The organism is Parageobacillus galactosidasius (assembly GCF_002217735.1).
Lineage (GTDB): Bacteria > Bacillota > Bacilli > Bacillales > Anoxybacillaceae > Parageobacillus_B > Parageobacillus_B toebii.
In genome coordinates, this window is record NZ_NDYL01000001.1 from 1,372,025 (window position 1) to 1,393,973 (window position 21,949).

Annotated in this window: 24 protein-coding genes, 6 pseudogenes and 1 riboswitch; of the genes and pseudogenes, 16 read left to right on the forward strand and 14 right to left on the reverse strand. The window is 40.0% G+C overall.

Features of this window, described 5'->3' with window-relative positions:
* Window positions 1–101 precede the first annotated feature (101 nt).
* Window positions 102–302, reverse strand: coding sequence for a cold-shock protein CspD (gene cspD / locus B9L23_RS07210; protein ID WP_003251474.1), 201 nt, complete (start codon window positions 300–302; stop codon window positions 102–104).
* A 332-nt stretch (window positions 303–634) separates the two neighbouring features.
* On the opposite strand from cspD, the gene B9L23_RS07215 reads away from it, so the two are divergent.
* The 4 genes from B9L23_RS07215 (at window position 635) to glpK (ending at window position 4,232) form a co-directional block, all read left to right on the forward strand.
* Window positions 635–886 carry a hypothetical protein gene (locus B9L23_RS07215; RefSeq protein WP_015863588.1) on the forward strand — a complete coding sequence of 84 codons (252 nt, stop codon included), beginning with the start codon at window positions 635–637 and terminating at the stop codon, window positions 884–886.
* A gap of 368 nt (window positions 887–1,254) precedes the next feature.
* Window positions 1,255–1,653: a sporulation protein gene (locus tag B9L23_RS07220; protein ID WP_089097123.1), complete on the forward strand. Its 399-nt coding sequence runs from the start codon at window positions 1,255–1,257 to the stop codon at window positions 1,651–1,653.
* 242 nt (window positions 1,654–1,895) lie between these two features.
* Window positions 1,896–2,723, forward strand: coding sequence for an MIP/aquaporin family protein (locus B9L23_RS07225; RefSeq protein ID WP_089097124.1), 828 nt, complete (start codon window positions 1,896–1,898; stop codon window positions 2,721–2,723).
* An 18-nt stretch (window positions 2,724–2,741) separates the two neighbouring features.
* Window positions 2,742–4,232 carry a glycerol kinase GlpK gene (gene glpK, locus B9L23_RS07230; protein WP_081189014.1) on the forward strand — a complete coding sequence of 497 codons (1,491 nt, stop codon included), beginning with the start codon at window positions 2,742–2,744 and terminating at the stop codon, window positions 4,230–4,232.
* 313 nt (window positions 4,233–4,545) lie between these two features.
* Here glpK and B9L23_RS21650 read toward each other — a convergent pair.
* Window positions 4,546–4,647, reverse strand: a pseudogene (locus B9L23_RS21650) (transposase); the annotation flags it as partial.
* A 295-nt stretch (window positions 4,648–4,942) separates the two neighbouring features.
* Window positions 4,943–5,050, forward strand: a riboswitch (SAM riboswitch).
* Window positions 5,051–5,125: 75 nt separating this feature from the next.
* Between B9L23_RS21650 and B9L23_RS07235 the strand changes: the two are divergent.
* Window positions 5,126–5,458, forward strand: a complete 333-nt coding sequence (locus B9L23_RS07235; protein ID WP_015863597.1) for a hypothetical protein — start codon at window positions 5,126–5,128, stop codon at window positions 5,456–5,458.
* A 27-nt stretch (window positions 5,459–5,485) separates the two neighbouring features.
* Window positions 5,486–5,869 (forward strand): VOC family protein, encoded by a 384-nt coding sequence (locus B9L23_RS07240; RefSeq protein WP_015863598.1) that lies wholly within the window; start codon window positions 5,486–5,488, stop codon window positions 5,867–5,869.
* A gap of 17 nt (window positions 5,870–5,886) precedes the next feature.
* Here the strand turns inward: B9L23_RS07240 and B9L23_RS07245 are convergent, their stop codons facing one another.
* The gene (locus tag B9L23_RS07245; protein ID WP_245842303.1) at window positions 5,887–6,972 is read right to left on the reverse strand and encodes an AbrB family transcriptional regulator; all 1,086 of its coding nucleotides are present in this window, start codon (window positions 6,970–6,972) and stop codon (window positions 5,887–5,889) included.
* A gap of 97 nt (window positions 6,973–7,069) precedes the next feature.
* Between B9L23_RS07245 and B9L23_RS07250 the strand changes: the two genes are divergently transcribed.
* Window positions 7,070–7,552: a PaaI family thioesterase gene (locus tag B9L23_RS07250; protein WP_062753616.1), complete on the forward strand. Its 483-nt coding sequence runs from the start codon at window positions 7,070–7,072 to the stop codon at window positions 7,550–7,552.
* A gap of 43 nt (window positions 7,553–7,595) precedes the next feature.
* Here the strand turns inward: B9L23_RS07250 and B9L23_RS07255 are convergent.
* Window positions 7,596–8,011, reverse strand: a pseudogene (locus B9L23_RS07255) (hotdog fold thioesterase).
* 466 nt (window positions 8,012–8,477) lie between these two features.
* On the opposite strand from B9L23_RS07255, the gene hutG reads away from it, so the two are divergent.
* The 3 genes and pseudogenes from hutG to B9L23_RS07265 all read left to right on the forward strand — a co-directional run bounded on the left by hutG (window position 8,478) and on the right by B9L23_RS07265 (window position 10,305).
* A complete protein-coding gene (gene hutG / locus B9L23_RS07260; RefSeq protein ID WP_089097126.1) occupies window positions 8,478–9,455 on the forward strand; it encodes a formimidoylglutamase in 978 nt (325 codons plus the stop codon).
* Window positions 9,456–9,460: 5 nt separating this feature from the next.
* Window positions 9,461–9,619 (forward strand): annotated as a pseudogene (locus tag B9L23_RS19940) (AraC family transcriptional regulator); the annotation flags it as partial.
* An 89-nt stretch (window positions 9,620–9,708) separates the two neighbouring features.
* Complete coding sequence (locus B9L23_RS07265; RefSeq protein WP_062753241.1) at window positions 9,709–10,305, forward strand: IS607 family transposase; 597 nt, start codon at window positions 9,709–9,711, stop codon at window positions 10,303–10,305.
* A gap of 48 nt (window positions 10,306–10,353) precedes the next feature.
* Here B9L23_RS07265 and B9L23_RS21655 read toward each other — a convergent pair whose 3' ends face one another.
* The 7 genes from B9L23_RS21655 to B9L23_RS07300 form a co-directional block, all read right to left on the reverse strand.
* Entirely contained in the window at window positions 10,354–10,860 is a 507-nt protein-coding gene (locus tag B9L23_RS21655) for an IS630 family transposase (protein ID WP_245842306.1), read from the reverse strand.
* A 127-nt stretch (window positions 10,861–10,987) separates the two neighbouring features.
* Window positions 10,988–11,197, reverse strand: a complete 210-nt coding sequence (locus B9L23_RS21510; RefSeq protein ID WP_342745048.1) for a hypothetical protein — start codon at window positions 11,195–11,197, stop codon at window positions 10,988–10,990.
* A 63-nt stretch (window positions 11,198–11,260) separates the two neighbouring features.
* Entirely contained in the window at window positions 11,261–11,470 is a 210-nt protein-coding gene (locus B9L23_RS20900) for a hypothetical protein (RefSeq protein ID WP_245842308.1), read from the reverse strand.
* Between the two features lie 81 nt (window positions 11,471–11,551).
* A complete protein-coding gene (locus B9L23_RS07285) occupies window positions 11,552–12,418 on the reverse strand; it encodes a DNA adenine methylase (RefSeq protein WP_089097127.1) in 867 nt (288 codons plus the stop codon).
* Window positions 12,419–12,478: 60 nt separating this feature from the next.
* Window positions 12,479–14,086 carry a ParB/Srx family N-terminal domain-containing protein gene (locus B9L23_RS07290; protein ID WP_089097128.1) on the reverse strand — a complete coding sequence of 536 codons (1,608 nt, stop codon included), beginning with the start codon at window positions 14,084–14,086 and terminating at the stop codon, window positions 12,479–12,481.
* 307 nt (window positions 14,087–14,393) lie between these two features.
* Window positions 14,394–15,188: a DUF3800 domain-containing protein gene (locus tag B9L23_RS07295; protein ID WP_169712523.1), complete on the reverse strand. Its 795-nt coding sequence runs from the start codon at window positions 15,186–15,188 to the stop codon at window positions 14,394–14,396.
* Between the two features lie 108 nt (window positions 15,189–15,296).
* Window positions 15,297–15,725 carry a helix-turn-helix domain-containing protein gene (locus B9L23_RS07300; RefSeq protein ID WP_089097130.1) on the reverse strand — a complete coding sequence of 143 codons (429 nt, stop codon included), beginning with the start codon at window positions 15,723–15,725 and terminating at the stop codon, window positions 15,297–15,299.
* A 260-nt stretch (window positions 15,726–15,985) separates the two neighbouring features.
* Here B9L23_RS07300 and B9L23_RS07305 point away from each other — a divergent pair.
* Window positions 15,986–16,345, forward strand: a pseudogene (locus B9L23_RS07305) (IS110 family transposase); the annotation flags it as partial.
* On the opposite strand, the pseudogene B9L23_RS20905 reads toward B9L23_RS07305, so the two are convergent.
* Window positions 16,317–16,430, reverse strand: a pseudogene (locus B9L23_RS20905) (DUF6431 domain-containing protein); the annotation flags it as partial. The pseudogenes B9L23_RS07305 and B9L23_RS20905 sit on opposite strands and share 29 nt — an antisense overlap.
* Before the next feature lie 432 nt (window positions 16,431–16,862).
* Between B9L23_RS20905 and B9L23_RS07315 the strand changes: the two are divergent.
* Entirely contained in the window at window positions 16,863–17,090 is a 228-nt protein-coding gene (locus B9L23_RS07315) for a hypothetical protein (RefSeq protein WP_089097131.1), read from the forward strand.
* A gap of 57 nt (window positions 17,091–17,147) precedes the next feature.
* Here B9L23_RS07315 and B9L23_RS21660 read toward each other — a convergent pair.
* Both B9L23_RS21660 and B9L23_RS07320 read right to left on the reverse strand, forming a co-directional pair.
* A pseudogene (locus tag B9L23_RS21660) lies at window positions 17,148–17,252 on the reverse strand (transposase); the annotation flags it as partial.
* On the reverse strand, window positions 17,234–17,761 hold the full coding sequence (locus B9L23_RS07320; RefSeq protein ID WP_089097132.1) for an IS630 family transposase: 528 nt from the start codon (window positions 17,759–17,761) through the stop codon (window positions 17,234–17,236). The pseudogene B9L23_RS21660 and the gene B9L23_RS07320, both read right to left, overlap by 19 nt.
* Window positions 17,762–18,098: 337 nt before the next feature.
* On the opposite strand from B9L23_RS07320, the gene B9L23_RS07325 reads away from it, so the two are divergent.
* From B9L23_RS07325 to B9L23_RS07340, 4 genes are read left to right on the forward strand one after another with little or no spacing between them, the layout of a single operon-like run.
* On the forward strand, window positions 18,099–19,121 hold the full coding sequence (locus B9L23_RS07325; protein WP_015863592.1) for an ABC transporter ATP-binding protein: 1,023 nt from the start codon (window positions 18,099–18,101) through the stop codon (window positions 19,119–19,121).
* On the forward strand, window positions 19,108–20,034 hold the full coding sequence (locus B9L23_RS07330) for an ABC transporter ATP-binding protein (protein WP_089097133.1): 927 nt from the start codon (window positions 19,108–19,110) through the stop codon (window positions 20,032–20,034). Before B9L23_RS07325 ends, B9L23_RS07330 begins: the two co-directional genes overlap by 14 nt.
* A gap of 18 nt (window positions 20,035–20,052) precedes the next feature.
* Entirely contained in the window at window positions 20,053–21,021 is a 969-nt protein-coding gene (gene opp4B / locus B9L23_RS07335) for an oligopeptide ABC transporter permease (protein WP_062753252.1), read from the forward strand.
* A gap of 16 nt (window positions 21,022–21,037) precedes the next feature.
* A complete protein-coding gene (locus tag B9L23_RS07340) occupies window positions 21,038–21,940 on the forward strand; it encodes an ABC transporter permease (RefSeq protein ID WP_089097134.1) in 903 nt (300 codons plus the stop codon).
* The last annotated feature ends 9 nt before the right edge of the window (window positions 21,941–21,949 follow it).

The window sequence follows — 21,949 nt, forward strand, 5'->3', positions numbered from 1 at the left end:
GTCAAATAGGAAGGAATATGCGCATAAAAAACAAAAAAGACCAGCGTGTTGCCGGCCTTTTTTGTTTCACTTACGTTCTTTCGTTTATGTCAACGAACGCCTTATAATTTCACAACGTTAGCAGCTTGAGGTCCACGGTTTCCTTGAACGATTTCGAAAGAAACTTCTTGACCTTCTTCCAAAGTTTTGAACCCTTCACCTTGGATCGCTGTGAAGTGAACGAATACGTCAGAACCGCCTTCTACTTCGATAAAACCGTAACCTTTCTCATTGTTAAACCATTTAACTTTACCGCGTTGCATAATACTGAATTCCTCCTAATACCTTTAGCCCTTAGGCTAACTTAAAGATTTTTTATCAAATAACGGAATATACTTCACAGCAATCTAAGGTGAGCAAACATGATGAATGCTTGAAATATATTCTGTTATATGATGACTCTACTATACACTAATGTAAGGGCATCGTCAAGAAAAAGAAGGCGAAATTCAGAAAAAAATTATAAAATGTTAAAAAAACAGGGATTTTCCGCTCGCGTCTCGAAATAGTTTGGTTAGAAAGCAAAAAAGTAAGAATGAATGGAAGAAATATACCATACATTGGAATAGTAGGAGCGTAAAGGGGGATGAATGGGATGTACCGCGGAAAAATCGCTGGTAAAGAAGTGATCGTTCGTTTAGGAAATCGGGTCAGTCGGCGTTATTTTTCCGATAACAAAATTTACAACATGGTTCTTTCTTATGGTGAAACGGCGTTTAAAAAAGGGCAAGAAACGTTTTGCATTTATAATGACCGCATTGGCTTAATTGTCGCAGAAGTGGAAAGAAACGATATTCCAGTCATTCGTATCGACTATATCATTGAAAACGAAAATGTATATGAATAATAGTTGACAAACAGGACACGATGCTATAACTTAATTGTAAGCGGTATCAAAATAGGGTTTCTCTGCAAAAGCATATAGTCATGAAAGTCCAGATATGGTGTTGAACCGAGCCGACAGGGCGCATAACCCTAGTAAGGTGTTTGCCCAGGATACTTATCGGACTGCACGCAGGTGTTGGAAAAACTCTTTAGTACGTCAGAATCTGCCGACTTTAGTCGCGCAGAGGTTCAGGGATAGACGTAACAGACCTTTGCTTCCATAAGGCATAGGTCTGTTTATCTTTATAATAGGCAAATGATGAAACAACATTCAAATCTGCATCGTACTATAGGATGAACAAAAAGAACAAGAGATAAGAGGTGTAGCATATGTTATTGCGTAAAATGATGTCAAGAATCGGAGTCGGATCGGCGTATGTCGATTTGATTTTAAATAAAACCACATTTCAGCCAGGAGAGTGCATTGAGGGGGTTCTTCATATTCTCGGCGGCACGGTGGAACAAAAAATTGAAAAACTGGATGTAGAATTTATCCAAAAAACGCTGCGCGATGGGAAAGAAATCGATAATGTCATCGCGACGATTCCGGTTGCAGGAGCGTTTCAGATCGAGGCAGGACAAAGGAAGCAGATACCGTTTACGTACCAGATACCAGATTCGCTTCCTCCTTCACAGCCTGGAATTTCGTATCGGTTTATCACCCGCTTGGATATTGAGGATGGAGTGGATACGCTAGATTTTGACTATATTCAAATTTTGCCGAGATAAATAAAAGTTGTAAAAAATCTATTGACAACGCTTACATTTTCTATTAACTTTATAAGTAAGTTAATAATGGTGGCGGAGATGTTGGAGACCCACACATATTCCCTTTTTTCAGAGGGAAAATGTGTGGGTTTTTGTGTTTTCCGCTGGAAAATGTAACTGCTTTCAAAAAAGATGGTGTTTTGCCTCCGGAGGGATAAAGCAGGGAAGCAGTTACAAAAGTTATGTGACAAGGGGGAAGAAGAATGACCGCGTTTGTTGCAGAACTTGTTGGAACTGCCTTACTTATTATTTTTGGCGGCGGGGTCTGCGCAGGAGTAAACTTAAAAAAATCATTTGCGCAAAATTCCGGATGGATCGTTATTACAATGGGATGGGGGCTGGCTGTAGCGGTAGCGGCATATGCGGTTGGACAATTTAGCGGCGCTCATTTAAATCCAGCGCTAACGCTTGCATTAGCGTTTAACGGGGATTTTCCATGGGCAGATGTGCCAAAATACATTGCCGCACAAATGCTTGGTGCAATGATTGGCGCTGTCATTGTATATCTTCATTATTTGCCTCATTGGAAAGAAACGGACGACCCTGGCGCAAAACTTGGCGTATTTGCAACAAGTCCTGCTGTTCCAAACTATTTCGCAAACTTAATCAGCGAAATAATTGGCACGTTTGTATTAGTGCTTGGCATTTTAGCCATTGGCGCCAATAAATTTGCCGATGGGCTAAATCCATTTATCGTCGGGTTTCTTATTGTCGCCATTGGTCTTTCCCTTGGCGGAACGACAGGATATGCCATTAACCCGGCGCGGGATTTGGGGCCGCGTATCGTTCACTTTTTGCTTCCGATACCAAAAAAAGGATCATCCAATTGGCCTTACGCATGGGTTCCGGTTGTCGGACCGATTCTTGGCGGTTCGTTTGGCGGTTTATTTTACAAAGCTGTCTTTCTAGGAAAAATGACAGCGGCATTTTGGTATGTGCTTATTGCTATAATAGTAGTACTCGCACTGACATTCATCAGCCAAGGAAAAACATCGAATAGCTATAATAAAGCAAAAAATGCATTCATGTAATTAGGGGAGGAATTGGTGATGGAACGATACATTTTGTCACTGGATCAAGGAACAACAAGCTCACGGGCGATTTTGTTTAACAAAAATGGCGAAATTGTTCATATCGCGCAACGGGAATTTAAACAATATTTTCCAAAGCCAGGATGGGTCGAACATAACGCTAATGAGATTTGGGGCTCGATTTTGGCGGTAATTGCTACCGTCTTGTCAGAAGCATCGGTGCAGCCGGAGCAAGTAGCAGCCATCGGCATTACGAACCAGCGGGAAACGACAGTCGTATGGGATAAACATACGGGGCTGCCAATTTATAATGCCATTGTTTGGCAATCTCGACAAACGGCCGATATTTGCGAACAACTCAAACAACAAGGATATGATGACTTATTCCGCAAGAAAACAGGGTTATTAATTGACCCTTATTTTTCCGGAACAAAAGTAAAATGGATTTTAGACAACGTCGATGGAGCGAGAGAGAAAGCGGAAAAAGGAGATTTATTGTTCGGTACGATCGACACATGGCTCATTTGGAAACTTTCCGGCGGACGCGCACATGTGACGGATTATTCAAACGCTTCACGGACGCTTTTATTTAATATTCATACATTACAATGGGATGATGAGATTCTAAATATTTTAGGCATTCCAAAATCAATGCTTCCAAAAGTGCGCCCATCCTCGGAAGTGTACGCTAAAACGATACCACATCATTTCTTTGGTGTCGAAGTGCCAATCGCTGGAGCGGCCGGCGACCAACAAGCAGCGTTGTTTGGCCAAGCGTGCTTTGAGGAAGGAATGGCGAAAAACACATATGGCACTGGCTGCTTTATGTTGATGAATACAGGGGAAAAAGCAGTACAATCGAAACATGGTTTGTTAACAACGATCGCATGGGGAATCGACGGAAAAGTCGAATATGCGTTGGAAGGAAGCATTTTCGTTGCTGGCTCAGCGATTCAGTGGCTTCGTGATGGGCTTCGAATGATCAAGCAGGCGTCAGACAGTGAAGCATATGCGGAAAAAGTCGATTCAACGGATGGCGTTTATGTTGTACCGGCATTTGTCGGTCTCGGAACACCGTATTGGGATAGCGATGTACGCGGTGCGGTATTTGGTTTGACGCGCGGTACGACAAAAGAACATTTCATTCGCGCAACACTAGAGTCGCTTGCATATCAAACAAAAGATGTATTAACAGCAATGGAAGCGGATTCAGGCATTGGCTTGAAAACGCTGCGCGTCGACGGCGGAGCGGTGAAAAACAACTTTTTAATGCAGTTCCAAAGCGATATGCTCGGCGTGCCAGTAGAGCGTCCAGTCATCAATGAAACAACAGCCCTAGGCGCGGCATACTTAGCTGGGCTTGCCGTCGGCTATTGGAAAGACCGGAAAGAAATCGCCTCACAATGGCAATTAGAACGCCAATTCGAACCGCAAATGGCAAAAGAGAAACAAGAAGCGCTTTATGCAGGATGGAAAAAAGCAGTGAAAGCCGCGATGGCGTTTAAGTAAACAGAAGGGGCTCTCCGATGAAAAAGAGCCCCCTTTTTCTTTGTTTTTCTGCATGCAAAAGCAACTCCAATCTTATTATATATCACGCTTCAAAAATTTCGTCTAAAAAAGTCGAAAAAATAGAATAATGACGACAAGTGGCAAATAATATATTCTATTGGAAATATTATGTTATTATTTTATGATAAAAGTCATGTATCCATTTTCTTATTAAATAAAACTATGTGCTAAATAATCAATTAGAAATAAGAAAAAATTATGCATAAATAACAAAAATCAGGTTCATCACCAAAAGATGTACTTGATTTTTACGTTAAAATGTGATAGAGGTCTCTAGACGGACACGCAAAGTAAAACGCTGGATATTTCGATACCCATATCCTCGCCTTTTGATCAATTTTATTTTTTCCGCTGTTAATGAACGCTGCCGCTGAATGAATCCGACTTTCCGTGCCAGACGGGTCAGTTCTTCAGAGGAGAAGAGTTGACGAATCGTTTTTATCCATGCCTTCATCTTTTTTGCCATCAAAAAATAATCCTTTCCAACGATGATTTCGTTAGAAAGGATACCATGTTTTTGGCGCTGAAAAAAGATCAAATTCTTAACTTGATGGCTATGGGAGAGCGCCTTTGCTCTCCCTTCCTCGTTTGTGAAAAAAATGATTGTCATCACAATGGCACCATGATAAGATAAAAACAAACTGCATACAGTCTTATCAAGAGTGGACGAGAGATCGGGCTCTATGACTCCACAGCAACCTGCGTATTACGCAAGGTGCTCCAACCCGCAAAGCGTCTTTCGCTTTGGATGATAAGAACGGTTACCCCCTTTCGCATCATTCATGGCGAAAGGGGTTTTTATGTATGTGCAAAGAAGGAGGTGGGAATGTCGATTGCGCGAAAATGATTTGATTCGCAGCTATATGGCGGCGCACTTAACGGTAGCATCGTTTGCTTCCCATGTCGCCCGTTGTGTCCAAAAACAGCTTTTGCAATTTGACCGACAGGCAGCGATTCATTTTGATAGCAGCCAAAATGTTTTCCATCTATACGGATATACGCAAGGGAAGATGTTTTCGCTTCTTCTGACATTTGCGGAAGTGGAAGAATGGAAAGCTGCTGGCCCTTATGCGCTTGACCGCTGCATTTTCTGTGAATTAGAGGAAAAAGGAATTTCGATCGTACATATGACTCCATATTTGCGGTCGGTATTTTCACAATCTTGAAAATAATGAAAAAAGGGGAGAAACATAATGGCAGTAAAAAAATTTGAACACGTCGGCATTCAAGTAAAAGACATCGAAACATCGAAAAAGTTTTATCAAGAGGTAGTCGGATTGGAACTACTTAGCGAGATGACGCATACGAACGGTACAATGAAATTGGCGTTTTTAGGATTGGATGGCTCAGTCATTGTCGAATTGATCGAAGGGTATAATCCGAATTTGCCGACGGAAGGAAAAGTGCATCACGTCGCCTTTACCGTTGAAGGAATTGAACAAGAAAAAGAACGGATTCAATCGCTCGGCGTTCCGCTTGTATGGGAAGAGATTACGACGCTGCCAAACGGGGCGAAATATTTATTCTTCCTTGGACCGGATGGTGAATGGATCGAATTTTATGAACCGGCTAAGTAAAACGAAACCGCTCTGTTTTAGTTTCGAACAGAGCGGTTTTTCCATGGCGTTTCGGTGATATATGGGAATTTTCGAAACACCCATTTCAACACGTTCGGCACGACGATAATGACAAGAAGAAGACGTACAAATTGCAAGGAGCTGACAATCGCTGGATCTCCTCCGACCGTTTGCGCTGTTAATACCATTTCCACAAGTCCTCCTGGCGCAAGACTCAACAGCGCGGTCGACAGCGGAAGATCGGTTAATTCCGCAAATACGTAGCCGAATCCGAACGATAGAGCAATTAATACTAACGCAAGCAAGAAATATACCCAGCTAAATTTTCCGCCAAGCTTAATATCTTCTAAGGTAATGCGTTCTCCCATGTTTATTCCGACACTAATTTGCGCCAAAATAATCAACCATACAGGCAGTAACGGCAGGTTCACACCAGCCGCATGCATAACTGCCGTTACGGCAAGCGGCCCGACGACGTATGCTGCCGGAATGATGTTTCGTAAAAGAAGCGCACCGAAAATACTTAACAAAAACCAAGTGTAATGACCATCGGAAGAGACAGCTGCCGCCTGAGCGGTTGCGTTTCCTGGCGACGCGTGTCCGTTCAACCAATGGACAACGACTGTTGGCACAAGAAAAACGACCGTTAATAAACGAATCGTTTGGAAAATGGTTACTAAAGCAGTATTCGCGTTCAACGACTCACTTGCGGCAACCATTTCCGACAGCCCGCCAGGAACAGATGCAAACACACTTGTCACTTTATCAATATGTGTCCATTTCGTCACCATGATGCTGTTTATAATGTTAATAGCAATTAGCAATACGGTGGCAACGAGAAACGGAACAATATATGGCGCAATCGTTAATAGCGTTTCTTTTGTAAACGACAGTCCAAAATAAGTGCCTAACACAATCAATCCACTATTCGACAACGCTTTCGGCGCCGCTACTGGGCGCTTGATGACCGTTTTCCAAACAAGCATTCCAGTAATGGCTCCGAGCATCCATGGAATTGGGGAATGGAGATGATAAAACAGCAAACCGGTCAGTCCTGCGACGATATATGTTTCTAACACTTTCATTGCTGTAGTCCTTTCCATTCTCTGTAAACCTATCACTATTGTAAAGAAAAATAAAAGAAAAAGGAAGTAATGTGCTCATTGTGATATACTGAAAAGGAAAGGGGAGGGAGAAATGATGGAAGAACAAGTAAAACATGCCATTCAAGACGAATACCCAGAGGAATTTGCCTGGTGCTACGGATGCGGGCGGCTGAATGAGCACGGCCACCATTTCCGCACCGGATGGCAAGGGGAGAAAACGGTCACGATTTATACGCCACGTCCCGAGCATATCGCTATTCCTGGTTTTGTTTACGGCGGATTGATTGCGTCATTAATCGACTGCCACGGAACTGGTTCCGCCGCGCTGGCGCTGCATCGCAAAAACGGACACGAACCAGGAGATGGAGAAGTGCCACCGCGGTTTGTAACTGCTTCTTTGAACGTAGAGTTCTTGAAACCGACGCAGCATGGAGTTCCGTTAAAGGCAATCGGTACGGTCGAAGAAATTCATCCGAAAAAGTGGAAAGTAAAGACGGAAGTATTCGCCGATGGAGAACTTTGCGCGCGCGGAGAAGTCGTGGCGGTTGTGATGCCGAAGACGTTTGGGCAAAAATAGCGCGCCCATTGACAAACAAAAAGCAGGAGGCCATCCTGCTTTTTTATCGTTTTGGCATGATCATGACCGAAGAAACGGCGCTTGCCGCTTCTTTGCCGTTTTGCGTTAAGACAGCGGTCAGATAGGCAACAGTGCGCCTGAATTTTTCCACCTTTGCTTCGACTTCCACTTCTCCGGCAACGGTCGGGGCGGTGGAATGTTGTATGCAGATTGATCGAGACAAATGTTTGGTCTTTATGAAGCAACGTCGTAATCGCATACGCCATCATAATATAGGCCGCCGCACTGACAAATCCCCCATGATGCCGCCGTTTCCGTTTAGCCAATGTCACCCGATCGCCCATTTTCCTTTCGCATATCTTTCGCCTGTTTCCACTAATTGAACGCCAAGCGACGTATCACAGGCTGGCGGTGCGCTTTTACAGCTATGGCTCCATGCAAGTTGACGTTTTTTGCCATAGCTACAACCCTTTTTTTGAAAATGATAAGATTCTATATTACCCTATTCGCGAATGAAAAGATTTCTTTTTTTATCGTTAAGGGGCTACGCAATATTCATGAATAAAAAATTATGCGTTTTGATCCCATTTTCGTTGACCCGACACAGTGAAGCTCGTGGATTGCTTTGTATTTGTGATGGGAAAAAGAATGGCGCGGTTTGATTTCGGCAATGGCAAAACGAATGGTAATAATGATAAGTTCACTAGTTATTAGAAACAATCCTATTATTTTCGTATAAAGAACACTAAAAATAGGCGGCAAAACAAGAAGGAAATAAGGGAAGTGGGAGAGAAAGAGGAAGAAGGGACATCATTTACGAGACGGGGATAAGGATCAGATCCCGATATAGATGAATCAACGCGATGACTAATTCAGGACGTTGGTGTCGTGCAAAAGCATAAAGAAAGTAGGGAGGTCTCGTTTTATGTACAAACAGCTGGACAAGGAGAGATGGACGGGACGGATCGACAGCGAAAGCGAGGAAAAAAGTTTTCGCGTCCATCAAAAGATCCGTTTGCTGGATATGGGTCAGGTACAGACGCAGGCAGAAAACGCTTTTGCTTTATTAGGCTTCCAATGCGATGAAGGGGTCCGCCGCAACCAAGGACGGCAAGGGGCGTATCACGCGCCGGTGGAAGTGAAAAAAGCGCTGGCAAACCTGCCGTGGCACCTGCCGTCTCACACAATACTTTACGATGTGGGCGAAATTACTTGTGAAGGGGGAGAGTTAGAAAACAGCCAGAAACATTTGGGCCAGGCGGTAGAGCGCCTTATCTGCCATAACATCACGCCGGTTGTCATCGGCGGCGGACATGAAACCGCGTACGGGCATTATCTCGGTGTTCGTCAGGCGGTCGGTTCGGAAACGAAGCTTGGCATTATCAACATCGACGCTCATTTTGACATGCGCCCATATAGACAAGGACCGTCATCGGGAACAATGTTTCGGCAAATATTAGATGAAGATGGAAACGCGGGATACTGCTGCCTCGGCATTCAGACGCTAGGCAACCCAGCGGCGTTATTTGAAACCGCTAATCGATATGGATGCACGTACGCGCTTGAGGAAGAATTGACGTTGGCAACGCTAGAGCGCGCGTATGAGATCATTGACGATTTTATCAAAAACTATGATGTACTGATGCTGACGCTTTGCATGGATGTGTTGAGTGCAAGCGCGGCACCGGGAGTGAGCGCGCCTTCGCCGTTCGGGCTTGATCCGAAAATCGTCCGCGCCTTGCTTCGTTATATTATTTCCAAGCCACAAACGATCAGTTTCGATATTTGTGAAGTGAATCCGCTTGTCGATGAAAATCGAAAAACGATTGCGTTAGCGGCCGCTTTCTGCATGGAAGCGCTCGTTCATTTCCACCGCCGCCAGCGAGCGGCGACAGGTCGGTGAAGCCGATGAAACTATTGATTGCGGAGCGGGATGAAAATGAGAGCGCGGCGATCCGCTGGCTTGTTTCCGCCTATTCGCTGCCCATTCATCACGTCTATACCGCCAATACCGTCGAGCGGACAATGAGAATATTAGAAAAGGAAACACCGGAGCTGCTATATATAGTCTGATAAAATATTAAAATTTTTTAATAAAATATGTTTATTTTATTGTTGATATTTGCTACATTTTTGTATGAAAGGAGGTGCATAAATTGAAAGCAAATGAAGTTTTGAAACTACTTCGAATAACAAGACAAACATTAACTAAATATGTAAAAGATGGAATTATTAAAGTGAAAGTTCTTCCTAATGGAAGATATGATTATGATGAAGATAGTGTTTATTCATTATTGCTTGATGGTGTAGAAAGAAAAACATATATATACGCAAGGGTATCCACGCCTAAACAAAAGAAAGATTTAGAAAATCAAATACAGTTGTTGAAACAATTTTGTTTTTCTAAAGGATACAAAATTCATGGGGTGTTTGCTGATGTGGCAAGTGGAATTTCTTTTGAAAAACGAAAAGATTTTTTTAAGATGTTAGATGATATTATTGACAGAAAAGTTGAAAGAGTGGTTATTACATATAAAGATAGATTAAGTCGTGTTGGTTTTGATTTGTTTGAATATTTGTTTAAAAAATTTAATACTGAAATTGTTGTGATGTCTGAAATTGGTAGTGAAAAATTAGATTCTCAAGAAATATTTGAAGAAATAGTAAGTTTATTGCATTGTTATTCGATGAAATTGTATTCATCACGAAAGAAAAAGAAAATTCAAGAGCTTATAGAAAGAGAGGTGAAATAATTGTTTATCACAAGAGTAGAACAACATCAAATCAAACAAACACATTTATTATGGAAGATGTGTGGGTACCGTCAAGAATTTTGTGTAATGTAAATGGGGTAGGGTTTCTCTGAAATGGATTTGAATTGATAGGGGACTGATTTTCTCCACACAGGAGACTGAATATTCAGTCTCTTGTGTGGAAAGGGAGAAATTTAAATTCGGTGAATACGGAGGTAAGAATATCAAAGTCAACCGTTCTTCGTGCTCATGTAGAAAAGGCTGAAGAATTTTGGCGCGATGAATTTTTGCGTTATCCAAGACCATCACGACATGTTTATCTGGATACTGGTCCAATGTGTATTGAAGAAATTGCAGAAAAGCCTGTGCATTGCATTGATTGGTTTCCATACAGTGAAATTCCCCCGTTTTGATATTCACACCGCCTAATAAGCTAACGGTTGCGTGATGTCCATACGTAGGGATTTGTTTTTGACGCCCTTTAACACTCCAAAGAGCGTGCAAACGTTCCGAAAGAATGTGCAAAATCCGGAACAATCCGCAAAAATTTTGCACATTATTTCCGAATCCGCCTGAAATAATTTGAAAAAGGGATTCTGAAATAATGTGCTAATTTACAAGTCACCTCCCCAAATTAGCGTAAGAACCATTTTATCACCGTTGATTACAAATTTTAGTTTCATTACTCGATTGTTTGACTTATACGGTTTCTAATCTGTGTTAAGCATTCTTCACATAACTCTGGTGTCACTTTAAACATATTGGACATATGCTCAACTATGTATGATTCGTGCCAGTTAATAAATCTTAACATATGAAAAGGGATAGCGGCGTATTTAGTAAAATGATTTGCATCCCGTTCCTGCAGCTCTCGAAAAGCCTCAGGCATCATACTCTGTATACCAACGTGCCTCAATATGTGACACAACTCATGAAAGAAGGCTTCTTGTTTTTCTTATTTAGATAGCCGAGAGTCGACAACAATGCAACGAAAGCGGCCCACAGCTTGATGTGTTGATGGAAAAGGCTTTTCACGCAAGAAAATGTTCATCTTCTGGACAATGAACGATGGATCGATTTGATAAGGATAAAAGATGTTTAGTCGTGTATAAAACTTGGTTACCCAGTCTTCCACCGCGGTCGTGTAGTAGCGGCGTAGCTCCATATATACCCCTCCTAAGGATATTATATCATGGGAACAAATGTTTGGTTTTGCAATAAAAAGAAAAAGCCCTGTATAAGGGCTTTATAACGTTGATGAATTATATACATTCAAATATTTTGATGGATCATTGTATTTTGTTTTTTTTGAAAAAAACATGTATTCAATGCCTTTTGTTTTGTTTTGTGCACTATAGGTTAAATAGTATTCAAGATAATTTAAGTTTGCGTATAATTTTTTTATTTCATCGTTATGATCGTAAGTAACAATCCACTTTCTGTTTTTTAAATCAGTTTGAATCTTTTTGGCCAATTCAATATGGTCTTTTTTGGTATAAAAGTTTGTATATAACGATGGACCTTTTTCATAATAAGGCGGATCAAAAAATATAAAGGAATTCCTCGTTTTTTTAATTACTTCATCTATAAATTCAGTAGCGTCCATGTTATATATTTTAATGTACTTTTTTTTACTTGATATTAACTTAATCTTTTGGATAATATCATCTTTATTAAAGCGACAATTTAATTTGTAATTTCCTTTTTGTTCTTTACCGCCAATCACGCCACCCTTAATAATCCCTGATCGATTTGTTCGGTTCAAGAATAATGTGGAAAAGCCGAGAGTCAAATCATCCACATCTTTTTTTGCTTCTTGAATCTCTTTTTGTTTATACCACTCATCGATCGTTATGTCACAATTTCTGATTTTTTCAATCAATTCTTCAGATCGATATACTACAGAATACCAAAATGAATAAATTGATTTATCATAATCATTAATAATTATTTTTTTTACATCATTATTAAGTAATAAGGCAATTGCTACGCCGGCACCACCTGCAAATGGTTCGATATAGGTGGTGCTACCATTCACCCCAATTAAATGCTTTATAAACTTGTAAATCTTTGCTTTTCCACCAGGATATCTTAAGGGAGAAGAACTTTTCATTATATCATCACCTAAAATGAATGTATCACAATTTTCAATTTTTGGCCATACCTAAGAATTTTATTTTAGAAGAAACTCCAAAAAAATATACCACCTGTTTTCGATACTCCGTAATGTATTTGGATCAGGTAAATTGTATTTTGCGTGCGCAATGCTGTTTAGTACATCAGCGTCTCTTAAAGCATGAGCATTGTTAATAACTCTTTGGAAGTTTTTATTAATACTCGAAAAAATATTGTGTTGTTTACAATAGTTTATTAAATCAGTAAGTGATGGATCGTAATTAGGTTTATTCCAGTTGTTAAATAAATTGTTGTGGATTAAATATTCTTGTAAAGCACATTCAAGTAGTGTTCTCATCAAATAGGTTGCGCTTAATGTAAATTTATCTATATCTAATCGTTGAATTTCGTAAAGAGTTCTTTGAATTCCTTTATGTTTTCCTGAATATACAATTCCTTCAAATAGAAATTTTCTTTCTTTGGGTTTTGGTTGTTTTCTTATTGAATCATTATTTTGATTCTGTATAGCGGGCTTTATATTTGCAATATTATTCTTTGGTGTATTATTATTTAATGTGTTATTGTTCTTTGGTACATTATCGTTTTTACGAGTTTCGGTTTCCTCATTTTTCTTTTCATTTTGATTTCGATTATTTGAGATTAAATCTAATTGAATTTGCTCGACCTTAGGTGAATTATTAGTTTTATGTAGCTCGTCATTACCGTCTGTATTGTCTTGTATAGTTTTAAATAAGGCTATTTTTTCTTTTATTTTTTTATAAATAGGTATAGCTTCGGTTGTCTCATTACCATCTATAAAGAGTTCCTCAAAGTCTGCTACTTTGTTAATTTTGCGGCTTGTCAATTTGATATTCTCATCCTTTTCAAACCATATGAGATGGGCGAAATTACGTAATATATCAGTAAATATTTCCTTTTTTTTATTAGGGACTTTACTGAAATCTAACTCATAAGTATCGGGATGATAAGGGATGGAAAAGTGTTTTTTTGATGCATTGTATATTCGACCAGTAATTAAATCTGTTTCTAATTGAGTAATAATTGTCTTTTTTGTTATACTTTTATTTCCAGTACTATCGATCATACATTTTAGAAAGCTAAACTTCCGGAGATACTCTTTAATGTTCTTTTTGGATTCTCCAGTCAATCGTTTTAAATCATCGATACTTTTTCCTTCATCAAACTGTTTTTTATAAAAATATAGCTTAGAAATAGGCTTCCAATGTTTTATTCCATCTATATGCCTTTTAGTAAGGGGGTATAATGCTTCATCGCGACTATCAACTATATCTACTTGAATTTCTTCTATATTTTTTCTGCATATATCCGTAATAATTGGAAAATCATTTTTGTATTCATTAGGTATTAAACTAGGTTCTAAAAGTAATTTCATAGCAGTGGTCCTTCTATTTCCTTCAAGAACAATATAGTTGTTGTTTTCATATATAACTAAAAGTCTTTCACCTGGTAACAATCCTCCATAGTTGTTGATACTTTTTGCTAATCCAGAAATATCTTCGTATTCAAGTAAATAATTAATAATTTCTTCTTGTGTTAGATTCTTTTGTTGATTTACTACAAATCTAGGATTTTGTTCATCGAGTTTTAGGTCTAATGTTTTGACAATTGCTGTTTTAAAAGGCATATAGATAACTCCTTTCATTTTAGCAAATCATAACCAAGCTACTATATATTGATAGATAAAAAAATCTCCTATAGCGCAAAATGACAATTAATAATTAATATGTAAAAATATACACGCTTTTGACAGCGTGTTATTTTTGCCTATCCCCGGCTTCTGCTCTCTTTTGCAATATAGGCAAATGAAAAAATGTGAAAGGAATTGAAAAAACGTCAAGCTTATCGTATAATGAAAGTGGAACTGAAACCGGGCAAGACCCGGGAGTAGGCTCCTACCGGCCCAGTTGAGGGCCTTTTATTTTTTATCATTATTAATTCTTGAGCAACACACCATCTTGAGTACTTGAGATATGTGTACATCTAACTTTGTTCAGCCTGTAGATGAAATTATGGGCTTTTTTACTCTTCATGTATTTAGTTGGATCTAAACTTTGTTTCATAAAGTATGCGTTAACATCCACCAATTGATGTATATAAGAATCTGCTGAGTCTTTAGTAAAAGGGTCTTCTACGATAAATTCAAGCGGTAAGTTTCTATAGCCATTTCCATATTTATTAGGAATAGGATTATATCTGCGCATTTTTCGAACTAATTGTTTCAGTTTTTTGTCATCTGTTTTATCGGGAATTAGCATGAAATTTTCCTTCCGGTTTGTTGTCTGCTCTCCTGTTTCTAACTCATCGTTGATTAAGTCAGTGAAATTTCCCTTGTCTAATGTGTTATGAATTCTTTGTATAAGATATTTCCAAGCCATTTCAAAGACATCTGTTCCTATATGTACACTTTGTTTATCAATGATTACAAACATGACACGAATATAGTCTAATGACTCTTGAAAATCTAAGGCTTTTTTACATATTTGCAATTTAACGTGTTTTGGAATATGAGCATATTTTTTGGATGACTGGAAAAATTCAGCTGCGTGTATCTCTTCTCTCAACTTAAACTTATAAGCATCGCGCAAGGTTCTTCTAAAGTCAACAATGTCATTGATAAATCTATTCCAATTGCTTTCATGAACAATTAGAGCGCTGAGAATGAAATATCTTGTTGGGCTTTTAACTGTTCCTGAATCTCCGCTTTCATCTACGTAAACCAAATACATGGTTCTAACTCTTCCTCTCCCAAAATGCATTTTTCTATCTATGCACACTAACTCTTTAATTTTTTATCTCCTAGCTTCCGATCTTCTTCGGTTACACCCAAAACTAAATTAGTCTTCGGTGCCTTCTCTTGCTGCTTTATTCTTCTCTTTTGCTTTATGAACAACCCACTCGAAGTGCTTGATGATTTCCTCGATCTCTTCCTCCGATAGGCTTTTCCATTTCTCAATATCAAAGAAGCCCATTTGTTCGATGCCGTATTCTTTGATGAGCTGATTGATTTTGGCAAGAGTATTTAACTCCTCTGGAATGTCATCTTTTTCTGGTGGATTTGGACTATCAGTGCGACCGAGGAGATAGTCTGCAGACACACCATAATAATCAGCAAATTTATTAATAATATCAGGATCAGGATTGCTTATACCTGATTCATAACGATGAATTTGATATTTCGTAAGACCAAAAATTTCTCCAGCACGTTCTTGGGTAAGATTGTGCTTTTCTCTTAATTTTTTTAAACGGCTACCGAGTATACTCATTATTTGCATTACTCCCTTATATTTCTAGAAAAATCATATCACAATTGCTAAAAATGCAAAACAAAATTGCGGAAAATGAAAAATGGAGATTGATATTGCGAAAAATGAAATTTATAGTCAAAAGTTAAAGTTGCAATAAAAAGGAGCATTCCTGTTAGAAGTTTTTCCGGGGACTTGAATAAAAAAAGCCCTCTTGGTATGATTCGGGGGTGTCAATCAACCGAATTGACCCCTAATTTGGATACCAAGGAGGACTATACATGCATTCTATCTCAAACAAGAAGATTAATCAAGTCACCGATCAAACGATGGTTGTTGGGATGGATATCGCAAAGAAAAAACATTATGCCTGCTTTGTGGATGAGCGAGGGAGGGTGCTGAAAAAATCGTTTCCCGTTCCGCAATCGAGAGAAGGATTGGAATGGTTGTACCAGTGCATCGTGGAAGCCATGAAGGAATTTGAAAAAACCGAGGTGATCGTTGGCATCGAGCCAACGGGACATTATTGGCTCAATCTCGCTTACTTTCTTGACGAGAAGGGCATTCCTCTCGTCATGACAAACCCGATGCACGTGAAGCGATCCAAAGAGGTAACGGGCGCTTGGCCCGGCAATGCGGACACTGTGTCAGAAGAGGGAAGTTGTTTTCTTTTCCACGCTCTGCATACGTTTGGACGTCAATGCCAAAGTCATGAAATTGAATCACGTCCTCCTCCCCCTCCTCTGAACCGATGGATTTTCTCTTCCGAAATAATTCACAAAAAATTTAGCACATTCTTTCAGAAAAGGGGAGAGGGCTTTCTGAAGAATTGTGCAAAAAAATGGCTCTTTTGTTCCGAAATAAAGTGATAATTTACACAAATGCTTGACACAAAATTTTATACATCATCTGAATGCACTTATACTATTTATTTATTATGCTAACTATTCGTATTATTCGAAGAAAACATCATATTTCCAAGGGAAAATACTTAACGATATTCTGAATAATAAATTTTAAAAATGACAGAAAACTGAAAGAAAAATGACAGAAAAACGACAGAATATTTCTGTTTAGACGTGTTATGATGGTATCGTGGGATATGTTGAAGCAGGGCGTCACCCGATTGGGTGGCGTTTTTATTTTGGAGTGGTGGACATGAAAAAACGGAAGAAAAAACGAAAAGAGAAATTGAGTCGTCGGGAACTGCTTGATCTGATGGGCGTTAACAGAGATACGTACAAGCGAGTGCGTGGGGCGGAAAACAATCTTTATCGGTATTTTGATGACTCTGTCATCAAGATACTACGTGTAAATCAAAATTCATTCATCGAAAATTGTCTTGTTATGTCGAAAATATGGAAATTCACCCCTTTTGTTGTATGATATTTCCGAAAGGAGTAAAAATTGGTTCATCACCAAAAGATGTACTTGATTTTTACGTTAAAATGTGATAGAGGTCTCTAGACGGACACGCAAAGTAAAACGCTGGATATTTCGATACCCATATCCTCGCCTTTTGATCAATTTTATTTTAGTTCCATCTCCTGTTGAAACTCTTTTTGTTTTTGTGGATTGGCCCGTTTGAGGGTATACGTAGGGCGTGTATAGCGAAATCCCCATCGATGAAGCATATCACCAATACCGCCACGGGACATGGTGACAGAAAATTTCTCTTCTAACACATGTTGAATAATCCGGGTATTCCAGCCCGTTTCAATGCCGTATCCTTCATCGGCAGGAGTGCTTTCTTCCAGCATTTTTTTTAATTCCCGTTCTTCTTCTGGAGATAGATACGGCTTTCTGCCCGGGGCGTATCGACGTTCTAATAGCGCATCCATCCCACCTTGATTAAACTTTTGCACGTAAATCGAAACGGTCTCACGGTGGAGATTCAAGAGATCAGCGACTTGGATCCCCAAATAGCCTTGCATAATCAGACGAATGACTGCAATTCGTTTTGCCATGTTCGCCTTTTTCATTTTGCGTTCCTGTTCTTGAAGACGTTCGATCGTCCAACCATGATCGTTTGTAATTTGTAATCCTTTTTTCCTCATTCTTCTTCCGCTCCTTTGATTTACTCATTTAGGAGCAGTATAGACAAGGATGCAGGTTGATTAAACATGTCGGAATTTCAAACTGGATTTATATAAAAGCCTGGTAAAGTGATCAAATCTTTGATAAACTGAGATTGCATGCGAAATTTCCTCCATGGTTGATGGTTTGGTCACCTTTACCATACAGGAAATTTCGCATTTTTTGTACCCTTGATCAGAAAACAACCTGATTGTCAAGTACATTTTGTGGTGAAGAGCCAAAAATCAATTGAATTTGTAAAAAACATGTAATAAAATATTTGTAAAATTCGATAAATTTTATAAAGGGGAGAATATATTGACCGGAAAACCAATCTTAGAAATAGATCATTTACGCGTTTCGTTTCGAATTCAAGATCAGTATTATGCAGCGGTTGATGATGTTTCCCTTACGGTGAATGAAAACGAAGTAGTGGCGATCGTTGGAGAGTCGGGGTGCGGAAAAAGCGCTCTGGCACTTGCGGTGATGGGATTGCATCCGCCACAAAAGACAAAATTAGAAGGAAGCATTACATTTAAAGGAACGAATTTATTATCGTTATCTACTTCACAGTTGAACAAAATTCGCGGTAAAGACATCGGAATGATTTTCCAAGACCCATTAACGGCATTGAACCCATTGATGACGATAGGACGACAAATTGAAGAGAGCATGGACTATCATACGAAATTATCCTCGGCGGAAAAACGGCAGCGCACGTTAGAACTGTTAAAACGTGTCGGCATTCCGAATCCGGAAAAAACATATCATCGTTACCCTCATGAACTTTCAGGGGGAATGAGACAGCGGGTTGTGATTGCGATCGCCATTGCTTGCGAACCATCGCTTATCATTGCAGATGAGCCGACAACTGCCTTGGATGTGACGATTCAAGCGCAAATTATGGGACTATTGAAAGAACTGCAGCAACAAATGAAAACCGGCATTATTTTGATTACCCATGATTTAGGGGTAGTTGCGGAAATGGCCGATCGCGTAGCGGTCATGTACGCTGGGGAAATTGTTGAACTGGCAGATGTGGAAACATTATTCCACCATCCGCTTCATCCATATACACGCTCATTATTGCAGTCGATTCCTTCCGCGCAAACTCGTAAAGAAAAGCTTCACGTCATTCAAGGAATTGTTCCTTCCTTGCAAAAAATGCCGCGGACGGGCTGTCGATTCAAATCGCGAATTAGCTGGATTGATGAGTCAAAACATGAACCAAATCCAATTTTGCGAGAAGTCGAACCAGGACATTGGGTTCGCTGCACATGTTATCAGCATTTCTACTTTCCACATGATCATATAGGGGACGTGGGCCATGGCATTTCTTAAAGTCAATCATTTAAAAGTGTATTATCCAGTACGCGGAGGATTTTTTCGCCGCATCATCGATTATGTGAAGGCGGTAGACGATGTTAGCTTTGAGCTGAGGCAAGGAGAAACGTATGGGCTTGTCGGAGAGTCAGGATGCGGAAAAACGACGACGGGGCGTGCGATTATCGGGCTCATTAAAGCGACAGCAGGTGAAATTTTATTAGAAGGCACCGATTTAACAAAACTAAGCCGCAGGCAGTTTTACCCGTATCGAAAAGACATTCAAATGATTTTTCAAGACCCGTATTCTTCGCTTAATCCGCGCAAACGTGTGCTTGATATTATCGCCGAACCGATCCGCAATTTTGAAAAGCTATCGCCGCAAGAAGAAAAACGGAAAGTGCAATATTTTATCGAAAGAGTAGGATTGAATCCAGAGTCGATTTATAAATATCCGCATGAGTTTTCCGGAGGACAGCGGCAGCGGATTGGCATTGCACGGGCGCTTACGCTCAATCCAAAGCTCATTATTGCCGATGAGCCAGTGTCCGCATTGGATGTATCGGTGCAGGCGCAAGTGTTAAATTTTATGAAAGAGATTCAAAAAGAATTTCAGCTTACATATTTATTTATTAGCCATGACTTAGGCATTATCCGTCATATGTGTGACCGCATTGGTATTATGTATCGCGGCAGATTTGTCGAAGAAGGAACGAGCGAAGAAATTTTTAATAATCCGCAGCACATTTATACAAAGCGTCTCCTTTCGGCAATTCCAAACGCGGATCCGCGGCAGAGAAAAAAGCAGTTTCAGCTTCGCGAAGAAGTCGAAAGGGAATACAAGCAGTCGTACCATCGCTACTTTGATGATGAAGGCAAGGCGTATCCGTTAAAGAAAATCTCCAAGACGCATTCCGTTGCGATTCCGTAAAGAGGGGAAGACGACACGATGCTGAAATTTATATTGCGACGAATCATAATGATGATTCCGCAACTATTTCTTTTAAGTGTTCTCGTATTTTTGCTGGCAAAGGCGATGCCGGGGGATGCATTGACAGGACAATTGGCAGGAAATCCAAAAATGGATGCGCAAACATTAGAGGAAATGAAAGAAAAGCTCGGACTTAATGATCCGATACATATTCAATATGTACGTTGGATTAAAAACTTGCTGCATGGAGATCTTGGCATGTCCTATACTCATCAGCAGCCTGTCAACGATTTGCTAGCTGGGCGAATGTGGAATACGATTTTGTTATCTGCCGCGATTTTGATACTAACGTATATGATCGCGATTCCTTTAGGAATTATTTCAGGAAGATGGACCGACTCTTGGGCGGATAAGTTAATCGTTGGATACAGCTACGTTAGCTTTGCAACACCGTTGTTTATCTTTGCGTTAATTATGTTGTTTATTTTTGGGTTCAAACTAGGATGGTTTCCGACGGGAGGAAGCGTCGATATTCAAGTGGAAAAAGGAACGTTTGACTATTATGTAAGCAAGCTGAACCATCTTTTGCTTCCGGCTCTGTCTGGAGCGCTGATCAATACGGTCGGGACGATTCAATATTTGCGCAGTGAAATTATCGATACAAAGCTGAAAGATTTTGTTAAAACCGCGCGCGCAAAAGGAGTGCCGGAATCAAGCATTTATTGGCGCCATATTTTACGAAATTCGTTTTTGCCGATTGCTGCTTTCTTAGGATATGAGATTACAGGATTAATTGGCGGATCGATCTTTCTCGAATCTATTTTTAGTTATCCAGGGATTGGACAATTGTTTTTGCAATCAATTCTGCAGCGGGATTACAGCGTTGTCACCGCGCTCGTGATGATTTCCGGCCTTGCTACCTTAATCGGGACGCTTTTATCCGATATTATCTTAAGCGCTGTTGATCCACGTATTCGCATTGAGTAATAGAATGGGGGACACAATGATGAAAGCGGAACTAGGCGATATCCATGCAAAAAATGAAAAAAGTCCTTCAAGTCTCTCTATTATGTGGCGTGAATTGGTGAAGGATAAGTTAGCTTTTGGTTCTCTCATTCTTCTTTCCTTGATTTTGATCGTTGTATATGGAGCTTCATTATTATTAGACCAAGACGAAATTGTCAAAGTGGACTTGCTGGCTATCTACTCCCCGCCGTCCGCAGAGCATTGGCTCGGCACGGATTATGGGGGAAGGGATATTTTCGGGCAGCTTATTATCGGTGCAAGAAATTCATTTACCATTGGTTTGGCAATCACGCTGATCACTGGTTTGATCGGGCTTACGGTTGGCCTTATTGCCGGATATTATGGGGGAGTTATTGATAATATTATCATGCGTATTATCGATTTTATCCTTGTGCTGCCATTTTTAATGATTGTGATCGTATTTGTGGCGATTGTCCCTAAATATAATGTTTTTACGTTTATTCTCATTATGAGTGCCTTTTTATGGACAGGAAAGGCGCGGCTTATTCGAGCGAAAACGCTGGCGGAGAGGGAATTGGACTACGTAAGTGCATCGAAAACGCTCGGTACGCCAGATTGGAAAATTATTATTTTTCAAATTCTACCTAATTTAAGTTCGATCATCATCGTAAACTTAACATTAAACCTTGCCGGGAATATTGGAATTGAATCAGGCTTAAGCTATTTAGGCTTTGGATTGCCGGAAAGCACGCCAAGTCTAGGGACGCTGGTCAGCTATGCGATGAATCCGGATGTTTTGCAAAATAAATGGTGGGTTTGGCTGCCAGCATCATTGCTTATTTTAGTAATGATGTTGTGTATAAATTTTATCGGCCAAGCGTTAAAACGCGCGGCGGATGCAAGACAACGATTAGGATAAAGGGGGAGA

Excerpts from the sequence above, each read along its gene's own strand:
- hutG (WP_089097126.1), top strand. The coding sequence starts at position 8,478 with ATGTACAAACAGCTGGACAAGGAGAGATGGACGGGACGGATCGACAGC.
- B9L23_RS21510 (WP_342745048.1), bottom strand. The coding sequence starts at position 11,197 with ATGATGCCTGAGGCTTTTCGAGAGCTGCAGGAACGGGATGCAAATCAT.
- B9L23_RS07330 (WP_089097133.1), top strand. The coding sequence starts at position 19,108 with ATGGCATTTCTTAAAGTCAATCATTTAAAAGTGTATTATCCAGTACGC.
- B9L23_RS07300 (WP_089097130.1), bottom strand. The coding sequence starts at position 15,725 with ATGAGTATACTCGGTAGCCGTTTAAAAAAATTAAGAGAAAAGCACAAT.
- B9L23_RS07290 (WP_089097128.1), bottom strand. The coding sequence starts at position 14,086 with ATGCCTTTTAAAACAGCAATTGTCAAAACATTAGACCTAAAACTCGAT.
- glpK (WP_081189014.1), top strand. The coding sequence starts at position 2,742 with ATGGAACGATACATTTTGTCACTGGATCAAGGAACAACAAGCTCACGG.
- B9L23_RS07245 (WP_245842303.1), bottom strand. The coding sequence starts at position 6,972 with ATGGAAAGGACTACAGCAATGAAAGTGTTAGAAACATATATCGTCGCA.
- B9L23_RS07285 (WP_089097127.1), bottom strand. The coding sequence starts at position 12,418 with ATGAAAAGTTCTTCTCCCTTAAGATATCCTGGTGGAAAAGCAAAGATT.
- B9L23_RS07315 (WP_089097131.1), top strand. The coding sequence starts at position 16,863 with ATGAAAAAACGGAAGAAAAAACGAAAAGAGAAATTGAGTCGTCGGGAA.
- B9L23_RS07225 (WP_089097124.1), top strand. The coding sequence starts at position 1,896 with ATGACCGCGTTTGTTGCAGAACTTGTTGGAACTGCCTTACTTATTATT.
- B9L23_RS07295 (WP_169712523.1), bottom strand. The coding sequence starts at position 15,188 with ATGTATTTGGTTTACGTAGATGAAAGCGGAGATTCAGGAACAGTTAAA.
- opp4B (WP_062753252.1), top strand. The coding sequence starts at position 20,053 with ATGCTGAAATTTATATTGCGACGAATCATAATGATGATTCCGCAACTA.
- cspD (WP_003251474.1), bottom strand. The coding sequence starts at position 302 with ATGCAACGCGGTAAAGTTAAATGGTTTAACAATGAGAAAGGTTACGGT.
- B9L23_RS07240 (WP_015863598.1), top strand. The coding sequence starts at position 5,486 with ATGGCAGTAAAAAAATTTGAACACGTCGGCATTCAAGTAAAAGACATC.
- B9L23_RS07215 (WP_015863588.1), top strand. The coding sequence starts at position 635 with ATGTACCGCGGAAAAATCGCTGGTAAAGAAGTGATCGTTCGTTTAGGA.
- B9L23_RS07220 (WP_089097123.1), top strand. The coding sequence starts at position 1,255 with ATGTTATTGCGTAAAATGATGTCAAGAATCGGAGTCGGATCGGCGTAT.
- B9L23_RS07340 (WP_089097134.1), top strand. The coding sequence starts at position 21,038 with ATGATGAAAGCGGAACTAGGCGATATCCATGCAAAAAATGAAAAAAGT.
- B9L23_RS20900 (WP_245842308.1), bottom strand. The coding sequence starts at position 11,470 with ATGGAGCTACGCCGCTACTACACGACCGCGGTGGAAGACTGGGTAACC.
- B9L23_RS07320 (WP_089097132.1), bottom strand. The coding sequence starts at position 17,761 with ATGAGGAAAAAAGGATTACAAATTACAAACGATCATGGTTGGACGATC.
- B9L23_RS07250 (WP_062753616.1), top strand. The coding sequence starts at position 7,070 with ATGGAAGAACAAGTAAAACATGCCATTCAAGACGAATACCCAGAGGAA.